Source organism: Permianibacter aggregans (assembly GCF_009756665.1).
Lineage (GTDB): Bacteria > Pseudomonadota > Gammaproteobacteria > Enterobacterales > Permianibacteraceae > Permianibacter > Permianibacter aggregans.
This window is the reverse complement of record NZ_CP037953.1, coordinates 2,084,422-2,100,729: the sequence shown is the minus strand read 5'-3', so window position 1 is coordinate 2,100,729 and position 16,308 is coordinate 2,084,422. Positions and strand designations below refer to the sequence as shown.

The following is a 16,308-nucleotide window of genomic DNA, read 5'->3' as shown; positions in this document are numbered from 1 at the left end:
AGGCCTTAGTTCCCCCTCCTTAGCCTGTCTCTTCTACACATTTTTTGTTGGAAGAACAGAACTTTAGAGAAAATAGACGATCCGATCTCCATCACTTAGGCGATGGAGATCGACAATGCCGAATGAAATGGATGCAGCACAGTGGGCCGAACAGCAATTCGGTCATTGTCAGCTGGGTGACAAACGGCGCAGCCGGCGCTTGGTGCAAGTGGCGACGGCGCTGGCCCAGAACGGTGGTGGCAACTTGTGCGCAGCGACACGCGGATTTGAAGCCGCCAAGGAAGCTGCGTATCGTCTGATCCGCAATCCCTCCGTCAATGCAGAAGCGATCATGGAAGCCGGATTTGAAGTAACCGCGCAGCGGGTAGCCAGTTGCCAATGCCTGTTGGCCATCGATGACACCACGAGTCTGTCCTACACCCATAGCGTTCGTGAATCGCTTGGTGATATCGGCCCGCGTCCCGATGTCAGCACGCGCGGCTATCTGGTGCATAGCACCTTGTTGGTCGATGCCGAGCGTGGCACGACTGAAGGCTTGATCGCGCAAACCTTTTGGTGCCGGGATGAAGCCGAACGCGGCCAAAGACATCAGCGCAAGCAGCGCTGTTATGCCGAAAAAGAAAGCTACAAATGGCAACACCATGCCGAGCTGATGCGGCAACGGTTGGCGGATAAAATGGTCGATGTTATTGCCGTCAGCGATCGGGAAAGTGACATCTATGAATACTTGCTCGACAAGGTGCAACACGGCGAGCGCTTCATCGTACGCGCCGCCCAGGACCGGCGACTATCGGAGTCGGATGAACGCCTGTCCGAAGCGTTAAGCGACGCCCCCAAATATGGCGAAAGTCGAGTCGAGGTGTCGCAACGCGGTGGCCGACCGGCGTGTCAAGCGACGCTGAGTTTACGCGCCGTTCAAGTCGAATTGGCGCCACCGAAAACCGATACCGACCACCGTGAATCATTGCGTGTCAACGTCGTCTGGGCCTGCGAGGAAAGCGCATCAAAAGATGCTTTGAACTGGGTACTGCTGACCAGTGAGTCGATAGCGGATGAACAAAAGATACAGGAGATCTTGCACCATTATCGTCGACGCTGGCGCATCGAGGACTTCCATAAAGCCTGGAAAAGCGGTTGTGGCGTTGAGCAGCAACGCCAGCAAAGCGCCGACAACCTGCAACGCATGGCGGTCATCATGGGCTTCGTTGCCGTCCGGCTGTTGCAATTGCGTGAGGTGTTGGACAACACGACCATTGCTGAGTTGCCCTGCACCCAGGTATTGAGCGAAGTCGAATGGAAAGTGTTATGGGCAACCAGCCATCCGCCAAACCATTGCCGAGACAAACACCCACACTGCATTGGGCTTACCAGTACATCGCTAAACTCGGCGGTTTTTATGACAGCAAACGCACCGGTCGCGCCAGTTGGGCGACGATACACCTTGGCCTGACTCGACTCGATGAGCGTGTTCAGGGATTTAACTTACTCCGCTCGCTCGATATCGCAGCTGTCTCTGGACCGAAGATGTGATCAAGAGACAGCTCCTTAGCAAGGAGGGGGCTAGGGGGTGGTTGAATCGCCAAGGCCAAACCGAACCCCACTGAAACCGCCGCTCACTTGAATCCTTCCCACCGAACGGGCCCAAATAACCGGCTTGTTTGCCCGGTTTTCTTTAGCCGGTCCGCACAATGTTTTATGCTGCCCGGGCTTTGTGGTGGCAATAACTAACGGAATAAACAATGACAGAACAAAATGCAGCGGCCAGCGGTTGGCTGAATCGGGCCCTGAACGGCATCGAACGGGTCGGCAACAAACTCCCTGATCCAGCCATCCTGTTTGCGATTTTCATGGTCGGTGTCTGGTTGATTTCCGCCTGGATGTCGACGATGACCTTCGCCGAAGTCGACCCGCGCACCCAGCAACCGATCGTGGTGCAAAACATGTTATCGGGTGCGGCATTGACCGCGTTCATGGCCAACCTCGTTAACACCTTCGTCACCTTTCCGCCGCTCGGCGTCGTGCTAGTCGCCATGCTCGGTTTGGGCGTCGCCGAATACACCGGTTTTATCAACGCCGGTTTGCGCGCGATTCTGTCGGTTACGCCGCGCATGCTGTTAACGCCAGTGTTGATCGCCGTTGGCATTCTTTCCCACGTCGCGGTCGATGCCGGCTACGTACTGGTGATTCCGCTCGGCGCGGTAATTTTCTACGCCGCCGGCCGTCATCCGCTGGCCGGCATCGCGGCGGCGTTCGCCGGCGTCTCCGGTGGCTTTTCCGCAACGCTGTTCATTCCGTCCAGTCTCGATCCAATGCTGGCCGGGTTAACGCAAGCTGCGGCGCACTTATCGGCCGAGCCTGGCGCCGCCGAGCTGGTGATCAATCCGCTGAACAACATCATCTTCACCTCGGCTTCCACGGTGTTGATCATCGCCATCGGTTGGGCCTTGACCGATTTATTAATTGAACCGCGCCTGCGCAACAAAGTGATCGACGGTGATCCAGCTGAGTTGCCAACGATGTCACCGCTGACCGATCAGGAGCGCAAAGGTTTGCTCTGGTCCGGTTTGGCAATGTTGATCAGTGTTGCCTTGCTGGTGTTCAGCATTGTGCCGATGGACTCCGCCTGGCGTGCCGCTGACGGCGAAATCGCCGCAGCCGGTGCACCACTGATGCGTTCCATCGTCGCGCTGATCTTCGTGTTCTTTTTGATTCCCGGCGTCGTTTACGGCTACATCGCCGGCACCGTCAAAACCCATCGCGATGTCGTCAAAGGCATGAGCAAATCGATGAGCGGCATGGGTTACTACATCGTCATGGCGTTTTTCTGCGCGCAGTTCATTTACGCGTTCGGGCAATCGAATCTTGGTGCGCTAATTGCGATCAAAGGCGCCAATGCGCTGAAAGAATTGGCGATGCCGATGGGCATGACCTTGATCGGTATTGTATTCCTGACCGCGTTTGTTAATTTGCTGGTTGGTTCAGCATCGGCGAAATGGGCGTTGATCGGTTCAGTGATGGTGCCGATGCTGATGCAACTCGGCGTTTCGCCGGATTTAACGCAGGCCGCCTATCGCGTTGGCGATTCCTCGACCAACATCATCACGCCGCTGATGCCGTATTTCCCGTTGATTGTCGTGTTCTGTCAGAAGTATGTGAAAGACACTGGCATCGGTTCGCTGGTGGCCTTGATGTTGCCGTTTACGGTGGCGCTGTTAACGCTATGGACGTTGTTCCTAATCGGTTTCTGGTGGCTGGATATTCCGCTCGGCATCGGTTCGCATTATTCGTTTCCGGCGGTGAATGGCTAACGTTAGCTCTCCCTCTTGCGAAGAGAGCTAGGGGCTGGTTACAACGCGAAAGTTGGAGAGCTACCCGCGATTCGCACCACCCCCTCCTGCCAAGGAGGGGGCTAGGGGGTGGTTAAATCCCGGAGTCCGAAACAATTATTGATGAAACGCACTACGCAACTTTCCCACCTCACCAAAGCGAAAAAATCACTCTTTCATTCGCTCGCGCAACAAACTTTTCAACTCGGCAATCTCATCGCGCAGTGCACGCACTTCCAGATGCAATTCCGCTTCAATGTGTTCGCGTGAATGCTCAACGGCCTGCACCGTTTCCTGCCGGCCATCTTCCGTAACGCTTTGCATCGCGTTAACAATAATCGCGATAAACAAATTCAGCATCGTGAACGTCGCGATCAAAATAAACGGAATGAAAAACGCCCAGGCCATTGGATAGGTTTCCATGATCGGTCGGGAGATGCCCATCGACCAGCTTTCCAGCGTCATCACCTGGAATAGCGTGTACAAGCTGTCGCCAAGGCTGCCAAACCAATCGGGAAAGGCCTGACCAAATAACTTGGTAGCAATCACCGCGAACACGTAATAAATCAGCAGCAATACCATCGCAATCGAGGCCAAGCCCGGTACCGCTGACAGCAAAGCACCGACCACACGGCGCATCGTCGGCACCAGTGTCAGTACCCGGAGCACCCGCAGCACACGCAATGCCCGTAACACGGCAAATGGCCCGCTGGCAGGAATCAGCGCAATCGCTACGACGACAAAATCAAAGACATTCCATGGGTCGCGAAAAAACGACCAGCGGTGCGCGTACAAGCGCAGCGCCAACTCCAGCACAAACACGCCGAGCAGCAGATGATCCAAAGCCAGAATCGCCGGCCCGACCGCAGCCATGATGTTTGCCGAGGTCTCCATGCCGAGCGTGACGGCGTTGATCAGAATCAGCAGCAATATGGTGTTTTGCACGCGAGGCAAGGCGAGCCAGTTGACCAGGCGCTGGCGAAGCTCGGGTTGCACAGAAAGGCTGACGTCACTCATCAAATTCCCCGGATAAAAAATAGGCGCAATTAATGGCTGGCGATTTCACCACAATAGCCATGAAATTGCAGTGACTACCTGACGGTCAGCACCCTGCCAGTACGAATACTACCTGGTCAGAATCTGAGCGGCGCTTGCGCTGAATCGGCACCCAATCTGATACCAAACTGCGTCGGCTAACGCAGGGCGGGGAAAAACGGCGTCGATTTGTCGTTTCAGTCTGTTAAAGTCCCGGTTCTGCGCTACTTGGAGCACCTTGCGCCTTGATGAGTCAACGCCTGTTCTTTTTTGGTGAATGGCAGGTTAACCCTGAATCGAACTCCATTCGCCAGGACGAAAAAACGCTACAACTCGAACCGCGTGCGATGGACGTGCTGGTGTTCTTGTGCCGACATGCGAACCAAGTGTTCAGCGCCGATGATTTGCTGCAACAAGTCTGGGCCGGAGCGGTGCTCGGTGACAACCCCGTGCATAAAACCATCGCGCAGCTCCGCAAAGCGCTCGGTGATGACGCCAGCCAGCCGCGCTTTATCGAAACCATTCGCAAGCGCGGATACCGCGCCATTGCACCGGTGGTGTTTCCGGTTGGCGATGCCCAGGCGGTCAGCGAAGGCTTATGGCAACAAGGTTCGCCGTTTCCGGGTTTGCGCGCATTTGAAGCAAAAGACGCAGGCGTTTTTTTTGGTCGCGGCGAGCAAATCAATGTGCTGCTGAAGTCAATTGCGTTACACGCCCGCCAAGCACGCAGCCTACACGTCGTGCTCGGCCCCAGCGGTAGCGGCAAAACCTCGCTGGTCAATGCCGGCATCATTCCGAATTTAGTCGCCGACCATGGTTTTGATGGCATCCATGTATTGTCGGCGGCAACGGTTGATATGGCCGATGTTACCGAGTCGCGCTTGTATCTCGATTTAGCCAGTGCCCTGCTTGATTGGGAAATCAACGACGACCCGGTCTTCGCCGGTATCAGCGCCGAGGTGTTGGCCGGCGAGCTACAAACCAATCTGGACAAGCTGGTTGCTTTGTTTAGCAGCATCATGGCCACACAAGTCGAACAAAAACGTTATCAACTTTTGCTGGTGGACAGGCTCGAAGCGCTGCTGAGCGCCCCACAATTCCCGGAGGCGGCGCGGGCACAAGTCGTACGCATCATGGATAGCTTCGCGAGCTCCGGTGCTGCCATCGTCATCGCCACCTGCCGCAACGACTTTTATCCGATGCTGGCGCAACACAAAGCGCTGATGACCGGTAAAAGCACCGGCGCGCATTTTGACTTGTTGCCGCCTTCGCGCGCTGAACTGCTGCAAATGATCCGCTTGCCAGCCAAAGCCGCGCAATTAACCTGGGAAAGCGACAGCAGCGATAGCCTGGATCAATTGCTCTGCGACGATGCAGCCGAAAGTCCCGATGCCTTACCGATGCTGCAGTACACGCTGAATGAACTCTACCAGCAGCGCGGCGAAGACAACGAATTGAAGCTAGCTCACTACCGAGCATTGGGCGGTATTGAAGGCGCCATCGGCAAACGCGCCGAAGCCATTTACAACGACCAACCGGAAAGCGTCAAAACCGCGCTACCACAAATATTCGCGAAACTTGTTAGCCTCAGCAATGACGAAAAGTCCATCACCAGTCGAGCGGCGTTGTGGTCGCAGCTCGGCAGTGAACATCAGCGGCAACTGGTGCAAGCGCTGGTCGACAACCGATTGCTGGTATCACACCTGGTCGGTGACGAGCCGGGGTTTAGCTTGGCACACGAAGCGTTATTGCGGCGCTGGCCGCGCGCCGTCGAGTGGATTCACCAACATCGCTATAACATCAAAATCAAAAGCCGATTATCTCTAGCCGCTGAGCGTTGGCTCAGCGAGAAAGAGGCCAAAGAATTCCTGATACCAGACGGCAAGCCCTTATTCGAAGCAAAAGAGATCGAACAAAACAGCTTATTTGCTCTGTCCGAAAATGAGCAGCGCTATATCCAGCAATCCAGCAAACGCTCAAGAAATCGCAAGCTGATTAAACACGCCACCGTTGCCAGCCTAGCGCTGTTAACAATGTTGTCAGTCGCGATGACATGGCGCAGTGTCGAGGCTGAGCAACGTGCCGAGGAGCGTCGAGCACAAGCGGACAATTTGCTTGGATTTATGGTGGGGGAGTTTGCTGACAAATTGAGAGAGCTGGGAAGGATGGATCTCTTGGAGAGTATTAGTGCACGCGCTATATCTCATTTTTCGGAGGAAAGTTCTATTGATGGTGACTTTTCGTCAGATCTGATTAAAGCGATGGCGTTGAATGCCATCTCAGAATCCGCCTATTCCCGGAGGAACTATAATGAGGTCACAAAAGCCGCCATCACGGCAATTCACTTACTCAGCCAATACAATTTTGAAGATGAGTTCACCGTGGACGCCACCAAGCAATTGGGGGCTGCATACTTTTGGAAAGGGCAAGTACACTTTGATAAGCATGAGTATGAGGCGGCTATTGAGAGCTTCACTAACTACTACAAAAGTATCGAGAGAGCACAAGTTAAACATCCTGATAGCAACGAATTAATCATCGAACTATCGTATGCGGAAAACTCTCTAGGTTCTGTCTACTTCAATCTAAAACAATTATCTAAAGCCTCAGAGCACTTCTTTCGCTCATATGAGCTTAAAAAAAGAGCGCTAGAAAAAGCACCAAACGACACAATGCTGCTTTACACGACAGCCGATACGATTTCTTGGCTGGCGTCCCTTTCTTTTGCGTTGGAAGATTTCGAAGAATCCTACAAATACAGAACAATCGAGCAACAAATAATCAAACGCCAATTAGACGAAGACCCGTCCAGTATGCTGTTCTTAGGTAATTTGGCACAATCATTGTATGCAGCCGCTGGACTACAAGTTGAGCTAAATAACATCGACCTAGCGTCATCACTCGTTGAGGAATCAAAAACAATATACCGGCGCTTGCTTCTGGAAGATAAAGAAAATACACAGATAAAAATTAATTTCATTCTAGCAAATGCCTTATCGTCGACTGTTGCGTTGGATAGCACAAAGAGCGCTATTGAGGAAGCGGATGTGAATGAGGCAATGCTGTTGCTGAACAGCAACCTATCTACCGGTGACATTAGGAGGGACATGATCTCCGCTTTGTTTGATTTTAGTAGACATTATGAAGCCGTTGGCAATTCAACAGCGTTTAATAGAACCGTTGATTTTTTACTTTCAACCATTGATGAACATAACATTTACAATCAGCTGGACAGTGAATCAAGGTTGAGGATAGATCTTTTGTCCTTGCTTAAAAAGCATGCCTCTAAAGTGGATTTTGACAGGTCATTGATCTGTGAAAAACTTAAGGCTGCCTTAGAGCAACAGAAAAAGGTCAATCGTTATATCTTTCGCCGAGAGGTAAACAGGCTTTGTAGTTAAACGATAGCCCACAAAAGAAGGAAACACCTATGTCATTACTCGCAAAAAAAAACCTGAGCACGGTTCAAGTATCGGTAGATTTCTCGTCAGGAAGTTTTAGCTATTCTGGCGGTACGGATGGGCACGGAAACGTAACCACCACGTCGCCGGGAGATGTCACTTACACCATGACTCCAACAACAGATAGTTCATTGCGCTTTGTTGGTGCCGTATTCTTGAACCCAAGCGATGCCGATATCGGCAGAATAAAAGTTGTTGAAGGCGGCCGGTCTCTCAAGGTTTTCGATAACTATGAGAACCCTAACGACACCATTAGCTTTTTGTTAGTCGTGCAGAACTCAGCGAACCCTCCACAAACAATAATCAGCGCGGATCCCCAGATAATCAATCATCCAAAGCCACCGATGTAAGATTATCTTAGCCACGAATTGTGTAGGTCCGTAGCTTATTGGTATGGACTCCTCCTCTCTACGGCATCAATGTGCCAGACTGAAGTTTGCGAAAACAATCGGTCAACAAGAAGAGGAGTCCGACATGAAGATTAACCGCATGGGCATCGAACGGGTAAAGCACGTTTTTTTGGTGGCATGACGTGGGTGAATTCATTCCGCGCGCCTGTGATTTTCCGTCATCAAGCCGCGTGCAATGGCGTTAATGTGTTTTTGTCGAAGTGCTGCTCGGCTTGCCATAACTCATATGCTGCCTGCATACCCATCCATAATTCCGGTGAACCGCCGAATACGCGAGCAATGCGTAGAGCCATCTCGGCGCTGATTCCTTGCCGGCCATTGATGATGGCGCTCAATGTTTTGCGACTGACGCCTAGCGCTTCCGCTCCCTGAGTGACGGTGAGGTTGAGCGCAGGAAGAATGTCTTCACCTATGGTTTCGCCCGGATGCGGAGGATTGTGCATACGCGCCATGTTAATACTCCTATGCTTGCTCAGTGATAGTCTTCGTAGTCGATGACATATGCATCACCATCTTTAAACTCAAACGTTACTCGCCAATTACCATTCACGGTAAGCGACCAGCGGCCTTTGGCCCGGCCCTTCAGTGGGTGCAATCGCCAGCCGGGCAAATCCAGATCATCCGGTTTCGTTGCGTGATCTAACGCGGAAAGCTGACGCCGCAGTTTATTTGCATATGCTGCCTGAACGCCTTTGGTGGAGCCGGTACGAAAAAGCAGCTCCAGTCCTTTGTGCTGAAAACTTTTTATCATTGAGAACATCCATTTTCACAACTGGCCAAACAGGTTCTGATCAAATCACACACGATTAACGTAACCCGTAACGTTTCGGGTGTCAAATGACTAAGCGTACCAAAATTGGCAGGCTGGGCTGTAAAGCTCTACAAAAGGCCATTGGGGTTGGGTCGGGTTCCGCGGTTGAAGTGTTGGGCTTCGCTCAGCCCAACCTACGCATTCAAGCCGATTAACAACATCAACAAAATCAAACCATTACCGATCGTAAGCTTACCGAAAGGCTAAGAATTCCGGGTTTCCTTATCGTTGCCGCCGCAATCAGGCGCCGCGCGGTCGCGGCACCAGCAAGCAACAAGGAAAACTGATGACGGAAACAAAAATAGCCAAGCCTACCGATAACGAATCCAATGCTTGGCCGCCGAAAAAGTCCGGAAACCACCAGCCCTACTCAACACCGGTCATGCAAGCCGGGTGTTTGCGTCTGAATATCGATACGGCGCGGGCACCGGGTTATGCCAGTGACCGCAATACCGGTCATCAACGGTCAAATGCCAGTCCGCATAGCGAACCGGCGCCGAGTCAGCCGGGTATCGTCGAGCATCAGGTGGCGTTGGACCGTCGGCCCGGATTCATGGCGGCGCTAACCCGCTTTTGGCGGAAATGCTGGGACGGAAAGCGTTGAATGTATTGATGGTGTTGGGCTTCGCTGGGCTCAGCCCAACCTACGGATCTGCGCGTCGGAGACGTGCGGCTTTATGTAGGTTGGGCTGATAAGCGCAACGTGTATGGCGAGGTCCGGCGCTTTTGAATAGGGGTGTGGGGCACCGCTTCGCTCAACCCAATCTACCAAACTGCACGGCATCTGACCCTTATCTGCACCGTAAATCAGCGCTAGCTGATCCGTGCATGATGCCAGTCTCAACTATTAAAATCTAAATAAAAACAATTAGTTAATCGTCGTAAGGTTACCGGAAGGCGAAAATTGTCCGGCTCTCTTATCGTTCACTCCATAGTCAACGCGTCGCCAATCGGAACGGCGAACCAAGGGGAGAACGATGAGCGAATTTCAATCAACACGCAGCGAACATATGCCGGAAACGGCTGAGGTTTCCCAACGGCCATGGACCGGCCAACCTTATTCTGCCCCGACCGTCCGCGCCGGGCGCTTGGTGCTGAATGTCGACACGCTACGACTGCTGCGTCACCAACAATGCTTGAGTCAAGAGGAGTTGGCTGACGAATGCCGGCAGCGGGGCATCAGCATCTCGGTGGCTTCGGTCAAGCGCGCCGAAGCGGGCAAGCCAGTGATCTTCCGTACCGCGCGCGGTCTGGCTCGTTTTTTCTCGGTAACGGTTGAGCGCCTGTTCCCATGAAGGCGTTGTTGCGGTGGTTTCGGCTGCCCGTTACCCATTCCACGGAGACTTCAGAAATGGAAATGTCTGCCCTTCGTCAACGCTGCCAGCCGGTTTCGGCCTACCCCAGCTCCTCCGAACCATCAAGCAGCGCGCGACAACCTGACCCCTTGGTCCGTCAACACTGGATGTTTGGCACAGCTCAGGAAGAAAGCCTGCGCGTGGTGCTGAACCATGTGTCGGAGGCAATCTTGTTACTCGACCAACACGGTCGTATCCAATTGGTGAACCCGTTTGGTGAGCAATTGTTTGGTGAGAATCGTGACGCCATGCTTGGAAAAAGTTGGGCCGACTATTTGGAGCCGCCATTCTCGTTCGAGTACAGCGAGTTATTTGCGCAGTCGTCGGCAAAGGACCTGGCCGAGCGCATTCACGAACACTCACCAAAAGAAATCATGCTGCGCCGTCAGGACGGCCTGATGGTCGATGTGGATATATCGCTGTCGATCATTCCGGCGGAACGCCCATTGCTGGTTTGCATCATGCGAGATCTGAGTGCCTACAAAAAAGAGCACGACGAATTGCGCCAACTGGCGCGCACCGATTACCTGACGCAGGTGGCCAATCGCCGCGCTTTTGATGAGGTGTTGTTCCGCCAATGGCAAGAATGCAGCAAAACCCATGTGCCACTCAGTGTTCTGCTGATTGACATCGACCATTTCAAACAGCTCAATGATCAATTTGGTCATCTGCATGGCGACCAATGTCTGCGCCGCATTGCCAGTGCCATCAAAAGCGAATTGCCATCACCACGCATGCTAGCCGCCAGGTACGGGGGCGAAGAGTTCGCCGTCATTTTGCCTGGCTGTAATGAAACCCAGGCAACCGCGTTAGCTGAAACCATACGCCGCAAGGTTGCCGCATTGAGCGGAGGTGATCAGGATGTGGTTAACAGCCATCCGCTAAGCATCAGTATTGGTGTGGCATGCACGGTCGCTCAGCACCTTAGAGATTATTCGGCCCTGGTCAATATGGCCGATGTTGCGTTATATCGGGCAAAAATATCCGGACGTAATCGAGTCGAGTATTGCGCGGGTTTTTGACACGCTACAGAAAAACATGGCAAAAAAATGGCCGGGTAACCGGCCGTTGCAACTCACAACAAGGGAAGACAAATCATTTGTATTGAAACGGCATACGCAGATACCGGCGACGGCCAAAAAAAGCGTCACGCATCAGTAACATTGCGATGCAAAAAAATGCTGGCCAAAACCGGCTCGGCACCGCCTCACCCGTCGTTGTGGCCAGGCCATCACTTTCTAGAGTGCGGGTAACAGCATCGATGTGTTTGTCTTGGCCGCATTCATTGGTCACCGGATTCACATTGCAATGAGGCAACAGCGCTATGCTTCTCATCAACAAGAAAGGCGAAAGTCGCAATTGGCGCGTGGAGTGGATATCGCTGCCATTGCCAGCACAGATTTCTCCGGTGTTTTGAGGCCGGCGACTATACGCAGATCACTACATCACAAACAACAAACGCCCAGGATCAATTGCCGGATATGGGCAATCGGTCGCACAAAGACTGCGACCACGCCCCACATTTTCACGCTCGCTTAGTGTGAGGTAGCGAGAACACGGGCTGTGCCTGTACAAGTAAATGGCCGTGTCTGGTGACAACGATTACACCACGCACGGTCTAATTTATGCAGCAAGCGTCAGCGCAAACGACAACGCCACGCCAGCGGCACCAACAAGCAGTGAAATACTGGCGCCCAACAACAACCAGCGACAGCGGTTCAAGTCACTCATCAGGCTTTGTGATTCATGAGCAATGATTTGCTCCAGCCGTTCACGCTCTTCCGGTTTGTGTTTCAACTCTTCCAGCCGCTTGCGCAAACGCAATCGGCGCACCTGATGCGTCAAAGAGTCGGTGGAAAAATAGCGATGGCCAAGCGCCATCATCGCCGCCAGTGCCAAGCTCAGCGCACCAACTGCCAACAGCGGCCAGGAACCGATAAATGCGTTCAGATAGGGAAGCGCACCATCTTTGGTTTGCATCTTGAACACAATATTGCCGATCAGAAAACCGTAACCGGCCAGGCCGAGCAAGGCCAACCGAAGTAGTTCAGCTGAAAATCCCTGATAGCGATCGAGCACGACCAAATCAATGTCGTAAACGTCTTTCGGAATGGCAATTTCACTCAAGTACTTTTCTGGCAATGTGCGCACGACTTTGGTCCTTTTATATGGTGTTGCTCATTCACGTGTTGGTTACTACGTGGTTGGATTTACGCCCTGCAATACCTTAGACAACTCCGCTACCAAGGCATCAATCGCCACCCGCGTTTTCATCGGCAAAAATCGTGTCGCCGGCCACACCGCATGGACATCGGCCGCCACTGGGGTGCGCGCTGGCAAAACCTGTAATTGCCGACGCGGAAGATAAGGCGTCGCCAGCCAACTTGGCAAACGCGCCAAGCCCAAGCCGGCGACCGCCGCATCGCAAATCGCCTGCATGTCATTGAAACGAAATCGGCGTTTTACGTTGAGCTCATGGCGCGTGCCACGGTCATCGAGCATTTCCCACACCGGATCGGGACCGGTACCGGCATAGGCAATCGCCGTATGGCTGGCAAATTCACCAGCTGTTTGCGGCACGCCATGCTGTTGTAAATAGGCGGGTGACGCATAGATCTGAAACACCTGGGTACCGAGCTTGCGCGCGGCCAGACTACTGCTGTCGGGTAGCGGCCCGATGCGCACCGCCAAATCGAAGTTCTCGGCCAGCAAATCGACGCGCTGATCGGTCAGCCACAGTTGCAAATCGAGCTTCGGAAAACGATGCGCCATCCGCAACAGTATCGGCGCCACATAGCGCTGGCCAAGCAGGCTGGGGGCGCTGACGCGCAGCCGGCCCATCGGGTCGCGCCCGGTTTGGTCCAAGCTGGCTTCCGCTGTTTCCAGTTCGCTCAATGCCCGTTTGCAGTATTCGTAATAGGCCTGACCTTCTTCGGTCAGCGTTTGCTGGCGCGTGGTGCGGTGGAACAGGCGCGCGCCCAAGCGCTGCTCCAGCCTGGCGATGCGTTTGGCTACTGCCGAACGGGTCACCCGCAAGCGGCTGGCCGCCAGCGCAAAGCTGCCGGCTTCAGCCGCCTCGACGAACACCGCCACGCCCTGCAAACGCTCTTCAATCATTGATTGGTGCCAAATTGGAACCTTAATGACGCTGATAATACATCATTGGCGAACTACGGGCGCAGTTAGCATAAGGCCATCGTAATGTAATTCACGCATCGCCAAGGAGCTTTAGATGAACGCACCCGCCCTAAAACTGACCCCGTATACCCAAGCCAACCAGGCGGCCAGCACTTATCACGGCTATCGTCTTCGTCGAGACGGCGGCATCGAGTCGCTAGGCCAATTCAGCGCCGCATTACCGCCGCTGGCTGAGCATGAGGTGCAAGTGCGCATTCGCGCTGTGTCGCTAAACCATCGCGATCTGCTGATCGCCGGTGATGGCTCAAAGCCCGGCGAGCCGGTAATTCCGGTTTCCGATGGCGCCGGCGAGGTGATTGCCGTTGGCAGCAAGGTTAAGCAGTGGCAACCGGGCGATCGCGTGATGCTGAGTTTTTTTCCAGACTGGGTCGATGGCATCGCCGAGCCGAGCAAAATTCAACGCGCCTTCGGAGGCAGCATCGACGGCCTGCTGCGCGACGTCGCGCACGCAAACGAGCACGCGTTGGTGCGCATACCCGAGCACCTGAGTTTCGAGCAAGCCGCGACGCTGCCCTGCGCCGGCCTTACCGCCTGGAACGCGCTGCTCACCGAAGGCCAGGCACAAGCCGGCGACACGGTGGTTCTGCTCGGCACCGGTGGCGTGTCGGTGTGGGCGCTGCAGCTCGCCAAAGCGGCGGGGCTGAAGGTGTTCATCACCTCATCGCAAGACCACAAACTGGCATGGGCCAAACGCCAGGGCGCTGAAGTCGGCATCAATTACCGCGACACACCGGAATGGTCCAAGGAAGTGCTGCGCCATACGGACGGCCTGGGCGTAAAGCTGGTGCTCGATGTCGGTGGCAAAAACACGCTGAACCAGGCGATCGACAGCATTCAAATGGGCGGCACCGTCGCGCTGATTGGCGGTGTCAGCGGTGGCTTTGGTGGCGAGCTGGCACCGCTGGCATTAAGCGCCGGCAAAAAGCTGGTCGGCATTATGGTTGGCAGCCGCGCACAACTGGCGCAACTCGCCGAGTTTGTCAGCCAGCACGCGATACAACCGGTGCTCGACAAAACCTTTCCGTTCAGTGAAGCGAAACAGGCCTACCGCTACCTCGCCAGCGGCGAGCACATCGGCAAAGTGGTCATCACCTTGTACTGAGTTTCAATCAATAATCGATTCAGTTACCCGAAACTTTCGGGCCGTGGCTGGTGCGCCAAAAAAAACGCCAGCCATCACTCCAATGCCAGTCAGTTAAGAGCGGTTTCTCAAACCAAACAACGCGTTTGTCATTCCCGCGTAGGCGGGAATCCAGAAAATTAAGGCTTATTAACTGGACTCCCGCCTACGCGGGAGTGACAAAGCGTGTACTTAACCGATCGACATGAGCTATGACTCAGGGCTTTTTATTGCGTCATTTTTTGGCAACGGCGAGGTGCAAGGACGCGCTACATGCTGTCACACGCATCGTGCATACTCCACTGAAAAGCCCGTGTTTGCGACAAACGCCGCAACAAGCGCGAAACTGGCACTCTATGCTTGCCGCGGCAATCCAGTGCGATGCCTTACACCGTAAAACGGCAAGCCAAGGAAACCTTCAGAAAGGAGTCAACTCATGCGCCGCGTTATCGCCGCTCTCAGCACCGCCATCGCTCTTAGTGTTTCAGTCGTTCACGCTGCCGATGTCGCCGGTGGTAAAGATCATCCACTGCTCAGCCGCTATCAGGGCTCACAACTCGACGGTTACCAACAACAGGATTTCGCCGTTGGTACGTTTTATCTCGCCAAAGCCGATGCGCCGAAAAAAGAACTGGAAATGGACAAGCCGGTTACTGTCGAAGGGCAACTGACCAAGCTGTTGTACCTCGCGCCAAAAGGCAAGTCGCCACTGGAAGTACACCGCAATTACGAACTGGCACTGAAGAATGCCGGCGCTGAAATCAAAACCTCGGTCGATGGCAAAGACGCCTGGTGGGAGCCAAGCAAACACTGGCGCAAACATTACGGCGACATGAAGTTTCAGGGAATGTGGGCGTCCGATGTCGGCCCATTTTGGCGTGATGGCCTTTACACGTATGCGGTGCTGAAAAAAGCCGACAGTGATTGGCATATCTCCGTGTTAACGGCGCAAAACTTTCAACAAAGCGAAACGCAAGCGGCTGTCGCCATTCAAATTCTCGAACCCAAAGCCATGGAAACCGGCAAAGTGCTGATCAACAGCGCCGCGATGAAAAGCGGCATCGAAGCCGAAGGCAAAATCGCGCTCTATGGCATTTATTTCGACACCGGTAAAGCGGAGCTAAAACCCGAAAGCAACGCCCAGCTCGAGCAAATGGCCAAGCTACTGAAAGAGCAACCGAGCTTGAACGTATTCATCGTCGGCCACACCGATAATCAAGGTAAATTCGAGCTCAACCAAACGCTGTCACAACGCCGCGCTGAAGCGGTCGTCAACGCACTCGTCAAACAACATCAAATCGCTGCCAACCGTTTGCAAGCCAAAGGCTCCGCCAACATCGCGCCGGTCGCCAGCAATACAAACGAAGCCGGACGCGCCAAGAACCGTCGGGTGGAGATGGTCGCGCAATAAAAAGCGGTCTGTGCATTCTCCAAAACGCCGGGAAACCACAACCGCTTATGCGAGAGCGACGCTCTTACTCCTTTCACCAACACTAACCTCGAAATCAAACTCCCCCAGAACCGCAAGCGGCCAACTCCCTCTCCCCACGTGGGAGAGGGTTGGGGAGAGGGGGTGTGTCAGGGCCGCAAAT

The 16,308-nt window shown here is 54.0% G+C and carries 14 protein-coding genes; 9 read left to right on the top strand and 5 right to left on the bottom strand.

All coding sequences use genetic code 11. The annotated features are described in order from the left end of the window. Nucleotides 1–115 precede the first annotated feature (115 nt). Nucleotides 116–1,450: an IS4 family transposase gene (locus E2H98_RS09345; protein WP_157591323.1), complete on the top strand. Its 1,335-nt coding sequence runs from the start codon at nt 116–118 to the stop codon at nt 1,448–1,450. A 289-nt stretch (nt 1,451–1,739) separates the two neighbouring features. Beyond that, on the top strand, nt 1,740–3,308 hold the full coding sequence (locus tag E2H98_RS09340; RefSeq protein ID WP_133592306.1) for an AbgT family transporter: 1,569 nt from the start codon (nt 1,740–1,742) through the stop codon (nt 3,306–3,308). A 186-nt stretch (nt 3,309–3,494) separates the two neighbouring features. Here E2H98_RS09340 and E2H98_RS09335 read toward each other — a convergent pair whose 3' ends face one another. Then, nucleotides 3,495–4,343, bottom strand: a complete 849-nt coding sequence (locus E2H98_RS09335; protein ID WP_133592304.1) for an ion transporter — start codon at nt 4,341–4,343, stop codon at nt 3,495–3,497. A 266-nt stretch (nt 4,344–4,609) separates the two neighbouring features. On the opposite strand from E2H98_RS09335, the gene E2H98_RS09330 reads away from it, so the two are divergent. Together E2H98_RS09330 and E2H98_RS09325 are read left to right on the top strand one after the other, a co-directional pair. Beyond that, nucleotides 4,610–7,762 carry an nSTAND1 domain-containing NTPase gene (locus tag E2H98_RS09330; RefSeq protein WP_133592302.1) on the top strand — a complete coding sequence of 1,051 codons (3,153 nt, stop codon included), beginning with the start codon at nt 4,610–4,612 and terminating at the stop codon, nt 7,760–7,762. A 29-nt stretch (nt 7,763–7,791) separates the two neighbouring features. Continuing rightward, on the top strand, nt 7,792–8,172 hold the full coding sequence (locus tag E2H98_RS09325) for a DP-EP family protein (protein ID WP_133592300.1): 381 nt from the start codon (nt 7,792–7,794) through the stop codon (nt 8,170–8,172). Between the two features lie 221 nt (nt 8,173–8,393). Here E2H98_RS09325 and E2H98_RS09320 read toward each other — a convergent pair whose 3' ends face one another. Continuing rightward, entirely contained in the window at nt 8,394–8,684 is a 291-nt protein-coding gene (locus E2H98_RS09320; protein WP_133592298.1) for a HigA family addiction module antitoxin, read from the bottom strand. Between the two features lie 20 nt (nt 8,685–8,704). Next, complete coding sequence (locus E2H98_RS09315; RefSeq protein ID WP_133592296.1) at nt 8,705–8,983, bottom strand: type II toxin-antitoxin system RelE/ParE family toxin; 279 nt, start codon at nt 8,981–8,983, stop codon at nt 8,705–8,707. A gap of 346 nt (nt 8,984–9,329) precedes the next feature. Here E2H98_RS09315 and E2H98_RS09310 point away from each other — a divergent pair, with 346 nt between their 5' ends. From E2H98_RS09310 to E2H98_RS09300, 3 genes are all read left to right on the top strand, one after another. After that, nucleotides 9,330–9,647, top strand: a complete 318-nt coding sequence (locus tag E2H98_RS09310) for a hypothetical protein (RefSeq protein ID WP_133592294.1) — start codon at nt 9,330–9,332, stop codon at nt 9,645–9,647. A 373-nt stretch (nt 9,648–10,020) separates the two neighbouring features. After that, nucleotides 10,021–10,338, top strand: coding sequence for a helix-turn-helix transcriptional regulator (locus tag E2H98_RS09305; RefSeq protein ID WP_198325279.1), 318 nt, complete (start codon nt 10,021–10,023; stop codon nt 10,336–10,338). 56 nt (nt 10,339–10,394) lie between these two features. Then, nucleotides 10,395–11,420 (top strand): GGDEF domain-containing protein, encoded by a 1,026-nt coding sequence (locus tag E2H98_RS09300; protein WP_162848201.1) that lies wholly within the window; start codon nt 10,395–10,397, stop codon nt 11,418–11,420. A 601-nt stretch (nt 11,421–12,021) separates the two neighbouring features. On the opposite strand, the gene E2H98_RS09295 is transcribed toward E2H98_RS09300, so the two are convergent. Together E2H98_RS09295 and E2H98_RS09290 are read right to left on the bottom strand one after the other, a co-directional pair. Further along, the gene (locus E2H98_RS09295; protein ID WP_133592290.1) at nt 12,022–12,549 is read right to left on the bottom strand and encodes a hypothetical protein; all 528 of its coding nucleotides are present in this window, start codon (nt 12,547–12,549) and stop codon (nt 12,022–12,024) included. Between the two features lie 45 nt (nt 12,550–12,594). After that, the gene (locus E2H98_RS09290) at nt 12,595–13,515 is read right to left on the bottom strand and encodes a LysR family transcriptional regulator (protein WP_133592288.1); all 921 of its coding nucleotides are present in this window, start codon (nt 13,513–13,515) and stop codon (nt 12,595–12,597) included. A gap of 115 nt (nt 13,516–13,630) precedes the next feature. On the opposite strand from E2H98_RS09290, the gene E2H98_RS09285 reads away from it, so the two are divergent. Then, nucleotides 13,631–14,698 (top strand): zinc-dependent alcohol dehydrogenase family protein, encoded by a 1,068-nt coding sequence (locus E2H98_RS09285; RefSeq protein WP_133592286.1) that lies wholly within the window; start codon nt 13,631–13,633, stop codon nt 14,696–14,698. A 454-nt stretch (nt 14,699–15,152) separates the two neighbouring features. Continuing rightward, a complete protein-coding gene (locus E2H98_RS09280) occupies nt 15,153–16,127 on the top strand; it encodes an OmpA family protein (protein ID WP_133592284.1) in 975 nt (324 codons plus the stop codon). Nucleotides 16,128–16,308 lie beyond the last annotated feature (181 nt).